The organism is Endozoicomonas sp. ONNA2, assembly GCF_024606365.1.
GTDB lineage: Bacteria > Pseudomonadota > Gammaproteobacteria > Pseudomonadales > Endozoicomonadaceae > Endozoicomonas.
On record NZ_JAHHPO010000241.1, the window covers coordinates 1 to 5,630 of the forward strand.

The 5,630-nt window shown below is 43.0% G+C and carries 5 protein-coding genes; 1 reads left to right on the forward strand and 4 read right to left on the reverse strand.

The annotated features are described in order from the left end of the window. Positions 1-488: 488 nt before the first annotated feature. Positions 489-1,091 (reverse strand): hypothetical protein, encoded by a 603-nt coding sequence (locus tag KDK14_RS04355; protein ID WP_257263796.1) that lies wholly within the window; start codon positions 1,089-1,091, stop codon positions 489-491. A 19-nt stretch (positions 1,092-1,110) separates the two neighbouring features. Further along, a complete protein-coding gene (locus KDK14_RS04360) occupies positions 1,111-3,018 on the reverse strand; it encodes a baculoviral IAP repeat-containing protein (RefSeq protein WP_257263797.1) in 1,908 nt (635 codons plus the stop codon). A gap of 191 nt (positions 3,019-3,209) precedes the next feature. On the opposite strand from KDK14_RS04360, the gene KDK14_RS04365 reads away from it, so the two are divergent. Beyond that, positions 3,210-3,662: a bacterioferritin gene (locus tag KDK14_RS04365; protein WP_257263798.1), complete on the forward strand. Its 453-nt coding sequence runs from the start codon at positions 3,210-3,212 to the stop codon at positions 3,660-3,662. A 170-nt stretch (positions 3,663-3,832) separates the two neighbouring features. Here KDK14_RS04365 and KDK14_RS04370 read toward each other — a convergent pair whose 3' ends face one another. Both KDK14_RS04370 and KDK14_RS04375 read right to left on the reverse strand, forming a co-directional pair. Continuing rightward, complete coding sequence (locus KDK14_RS04370) at positions 3,833-4,216, reverse strand: DUF2237 family protein (RefSeq protein WP_257263799.1); 384 nt, start codon at positions 4,214-4,216, stop codon at positions 3,833-3,835. A gap of 144 nt (positions 4,217-4,360) precedes the next feature. Next, the gene (locus tag KDK14_RS04375; protein ID WP_257263800.1) at positions 4,361-5,458 is read right to left on the reverse strand and encodes a hypothetical protein; all 1,098 of its coding nucleotides are present in this window, start codon (positions 5,456-5,458) and stop codon (positions 4,361-4,363) included. Between the last annotated feature and the right edge of the window lie 172 nt (positions 5,459-5,630).

Genomic DNA, 5,630 nt, shown 5'->3' on the forward strand with positions numbered 1-5,630 from the left:
AGGAATTTTTAGACCAATTTATCGCAACCGCAGCAGGGCAGTCTATTCTTGGACAACCTCCTATCCCGGATATTTCATAAACAGCACCGTATCTCGCGCTTGAGTTTGTCGCGTTGAGGGATTTTGTGAGGGAGCGCCGAGTATGGTCGACTGAACAAAACTCCCATAGAGCGAGACAAGCGAGAGCGGGAGCATGTTTATGAAGTCTAGAGCTGAGTCAGTATTAAGGGATCTGCCTCGTTATGGATAATCGGACAGAGTTTTTTTTATCCTCAATTTTCTGCCATCCTCGCTACGGTGTGTCGCCTGGGTGGGCGTTATTCTCGGACAGCCTCATGGGTGAGAATTAAAGTGTCAGTTACAAATTTCTGTTGTGGGTCTGTATCCGGTATGCCAGTAATATCAGACGAACGTAAGGACAACTGAGAAGAAATTGTTCCACATGAATGGCTTGAGGGTAATTGATGACCAGATTGTTGAGAGTTTATTCATCCTGTGGATGCTAATGTGTCGTCACTTTCTTCAAGTTCAAGGGGAGAATTACAAAATACGTAGTTGTAAATTTTTGATGGACAATTAATGGGACGCTGCAGGTTTTGATCAAGAATTGATGCTGTTATTTCAGGAGTTTGAGTAATGCTGGTATCCCAGAGGGTAGTGTTTTTTTGATCAGTATCAGTTGGTTTTTTCTGTGGGTTAAAATGATCTGCCTGGTTTGTGTTCGGTTGGCTAATATGGACCGAAAAAGAAGATTCCAATGATTCTACAGGCATTCCTTGAAAGTTCGGCTGTATCTCAGTTAACTCGCGCTGGTACGTTTGTTCATTTGAGTGACCGTAAATTCCCATATTAGAATCCTGTGAGGGTAATTTATTAGAGTAATTCATGGAATCTCTGTATTGTCTATTGCCCAAGTTACTGCTTAAGACTGCACTTTCATTGGAAAAGTTCCTGGCTTCATTTAATTTATTCAATATTAATTGATTGTTGGTATTGTGATGAAGCAAAAGAACGCTCTCTGAATGGGTGTATGAAGCCATAAAATCCCCGTTCAGGCTGGGGATAGACAGGTTTTTATCAGCTTTGCTCAAAGAATAATCAATTCTGCTTTCATCTTCTGTCCTGTATATAGTGAGTCGCGGTAAAAATCGTACTCCAATGTAGCTTAATCTTTGATTCAATAAAGTTTTCAAATATTTTTGAGAAAGCACGCTCTCTGGCATCCCTAAGGTCGTTGGAGGCAGCAACGTAACTCTGCTCATTCCAATTGGAAGCACCCGGGTAGCGGTTTTCGTAATCTTCCATTATCATTGTAAAGTTACTATCTTCCTCAGCCATCAATTGTGACAAGTCTTCATCATGGCGTTTGATAAATTCAAAAAAAACATTATCTTGGCACAAATTAAGTAAGAACTGTTTGAATTTGTGACAATTATTTGTAGCCCGGGTGAATTCAACTTTTAAAATGTTATATTTCTCTTCATCAATATAACCATCTGTCACTACATGTTGGTAACGTTGTTGAATATGATTTTCAGTAAACTCACAAATTTCACTGGCAAATCGGTTTTTTAAATATGCCCTGACTTCAGTCGTTTCATCATTTTCAAGTAGTCTGTAATTACCCATGACCACTAATAATTGATCCTCGTGAAAGAGAAGTTTGGCTCTATACAGCAACAAAGGCCAATCAATTCTGTTATGCGCATCAAATATATCCTGTGTGAGTGATGCTGCCTTGAATCTTACTTTTATTTGGTCACAGACCTCCGCTGTATGATCACGGCAATCACGTTGTGACATACTGTCGATTATTGTTGTAATCTCGCTGATGAGTTCTGGCCGTATCAGCAAACTGTTGAGTATTCCTTTGTATGCATTTTGTATATTTGCCTCGTTGACCTTTTGCTCCAGGTAGTTAAGCATTCTCATTTGATTTGGACTGACAATGTTTGCAAGCCTTACTTTGGCTTCATCTATTGACAGATTGCTGTCTATGCGTTGATTACTATTTGCAGGAATCTCTCTATCAGACCACGACACGGGTGAGGAAGGACTGGAATCGGTGCTATCAGAATGAGAAAGTTGCAATTCCAATTCCCGGTCAGACATATAGTCCAGGTCTGTAATCATCTGCTCGGAATTACCCTGCCCAATGACAGGTTGACAATATAAGTGTCGAGAACCCGGAATAGTGATGGCTACATTCTGTTTTTGTACACTTGTCAGAGTGTTTTGTATTGCTTCAACCAAACGTGCGCTCAACTTCTTTCTGATAAACTGGCACTTTGGAAATAGTTGGGCATGTCGATCATCTGGATTTTGATCTTTTGTCCAGTTTTCAATAACACCACCACAGGAAAAACATTGTACCTTATCTTCAATTTCGATTGAGTAAAAACCGCTTTTTATAAATTCCTGATCAGTGATATCAGAGGGAAAGTCTGACGAAAGTCTTGCATTCCTCCAGTCAGTATTAGCAAATGATTGTTTTCTGCTAACCACATCACTCATTGCTTCATTAAATTGGCTTTCTGTTTCATTATCAGACTCACTGCTATCACTCGAATCAGAATCTCGTGATGTTACATGTCTATCTGCAATTCTGGGAACTTCTCGGGTAAAAGGGGTTACCTTAATATTATTAACGGCTATAAGTAACGGTAAAAGAGAAGGATTTGAGCGAATGTCATTGGCAATTTGCTCTACTGGCTGGCCATAGTCAATATATTCTTCGCAAGACAGTTGGAGATTTATCAGAAGTTGATCATAACTTAAAAGATCATCCAGATTTGTTGCTACGTATATGACACCCCCCAATGTAAATTCAAAAATATTATTATCCCCGGGCTCGGGTGCAGACGCTAAATGGGGTTGAAGGTTACTTTCAGCATTCGTACTGGAAGCAACATGAAAAGGACCAAGCGTTGCTCTTGAAGGTGCAGCAACTGCTCCGGAAGGTTCACCTGTTAAATAATTGCGGTCATGATTATTTGGACCGTCTTGAATATTGTGCATAACTCGACCGACCTATTGAATTAACTAATCTGCACTGAGATGAGTGTCTGACTTGCTGAAATGAATAGCTTGCTGAAATCAATAGGTAGTATTGAATCATTAACTCTACGAGTTGTCGATAGCCAGTTAACTCTGTGCTAAAAATTCTGACTATACTACCCTCGTAACTATAACGTTGAGATGAGGTGCTTATGTCTGCTGACCAACAGGCCGTAGTGGTCAAGTTGAACCAGATTCTGGAACATGAGCTGGCAGGTGTTGTTCGATACAGTCACTACAGCTTTATGGTTTATGGTTATAGCAGGATTCCTATTGTTGGCTGGTTTCGTTCAGCTGCAACAGAAACCCTGAATCATGCCTATGAGGCGGGTGAGATGATCACCTACCTTGGTGAGCACCCATCCCTCGGCATCGGAGGGCTTTTGGAAACCTCAAAACATGATATTCACGACATCCTTATGGAGTCTCTGGATTTTGAAAAGCAGGGTGTGAAGTATTATTACGATCTATTGGAACTTGCAGAGGCTAATAAGCTGGTAGTAATTGAAGAGTATGCCCGGCGCTTGATTGCCGATGAAGAAACTCATATAGGCGACATAGATAAAATGTTGCGAAAACCCGGTGCGATTGCCAGCGTTGTTTAGTTGGCTTCTCTGCCCGGGCGCAGCCGGGGTTTGATTAAACTGGCTGCGAAGTTTCCGGCAAAAATTCTCTAAGTGCAACAAAGCCCCGGGCTTTGGCATCTTGCCCCGCCCTGGCTCTCACATCCATGTAGTCGTGCGCGAGATTCGGGGCAGTTTATGAAATATCCGGGTTAACAGAGGTCAATGGCAAACTGCTTCAAAACAGTGAGTTCAATTACCTTCAGGGTATTGATATGGGTGGCCCTGACATACACCGGAGGCGCTATGTTGTTTTCCAAAGCTTCTTGCCATCGTGCTGCACAAAGACACCATCGATCCCCGGCCTTGAGTCCGGGAAAGTCCCATTCCTCCCGGGGAGTGATCAGGTCATTACCCTTGGACAGTGAGTATTGCAGAAATTCATCAGTCATTTGCGCACAGACCGTATGCCCCCCCTTGTCATCGGGATGGGTGTGACAGAAACCGTCACGAAAAAAGCCTGTAACAGGATCCTTGCAGCAGGTTTCCAGTATAAGTCCAAGCACATTTTGTTGTTCGAAGAATGACTCGGCCATTCATTTTACTCCCACATTTTTTAATCCGAATTTATAGAATAGGTGATTAGTTATGTTGTGAGGTCGTCCGAGAATTGCAAATTTAATTTTCAATATCAGTGCGCCAGGAGGTTGTCCGACAATAGCGCCCGTCTGGGGGACAGTCTATTCTCGGACATCCTCCTGGCGATCGTACCAGTAGCTTGCAGGCGTTTTTTCGTTGGGCGGGCTGGATTGATCGCCATTCTCGCTTCTTTTGGCCAATAGATAACTGTGTCTGTGCGATCCCATAACTCTGATATTGTCAGCAGGTATTCCTGACTGGTGCAATAACCCACCAAGTCTCCGTCCCCTGGTGATAGCATCATTGCCCTGTGGCCTGTCAACTGCAGTGATAGCAATGACCAGCAGCCCTCTGAGAGGGGTCAGTAGTTCATATATTTTTTGGTAGAACTCGCTTGCCTGCTCTTCATCCTGGCGGTCAAACTGATCAATAAAAGGAATGTATATCTGATCAAATGTCTTTGACGTCTCAACCTGCTGTGGTGATTCATTATTGTTGGCCATACCGTCATTCATAAGCTCAACCGGATCAGGCGCTGCAGCCTGCATTACCCTTTCTTTAATCCAATCGGTCAGGAAATTATCCAAGACCCAGCCGTAGGTCGGGCGAGTGCTTATTTGATCCGGGAGTAGTTGTGATTGCTCCGTGGGGTAGGGAAGGTCAAGGATCGAGCGAAATACCGACTCTTCATTGTAGATACCGTCCAGGCCATTTAACCAATCTCTTAAATCACCATAGGTGATGTGGTCATCCTTGTTCAACAGTCCTTGTGGCCAGGGATCAGAGGATGGACTGATCATTGAGTAGTTATCGTGAAAGCCAGAGGCCGGTTCAATATTGGTACTGGTGTTTGGTATTACCCCGGCTGCCATATGAGTGGTTGTTGAGCTAATGCTTTCAGTGTCTTGAGTATCTATTTCGCTCCAGGGCAAACAACTTGGAATAGGGTTATCGTCAAGCTGTAGTATTTGATATTCGCCAAGTTCCTTGCTGTTAATTGGGACACTGTTTTGGCTAAAACAGTAAGGCGAGAAATAAAGTACTGCCGGGGAGGGTATTGGGTAAATGGGTAACTGTTGTTTTACCGGGTCTATCTCGGACAGTGAGATATCAAGCTGATTTATCGAATCGACAGGACCCACATCACCTGTCAGAAACGCTTTGGCACTGCCACTGATCAGAGCTATTAGAGGAATCATTTGCATTACGAAGCTATTGAATTACACCTTGAGATTGCTCATTTTTATAAAAGTTCCTCTCTGACACAATCCGTCCAATATAGGAGGCTGTTCGAGAATAGCGCCCGACTGGGCGTCCCTGTAGCGAGGATGGCAGAAAATTGAGGATAAAAAGTCGGAAATTTTTAGTGAA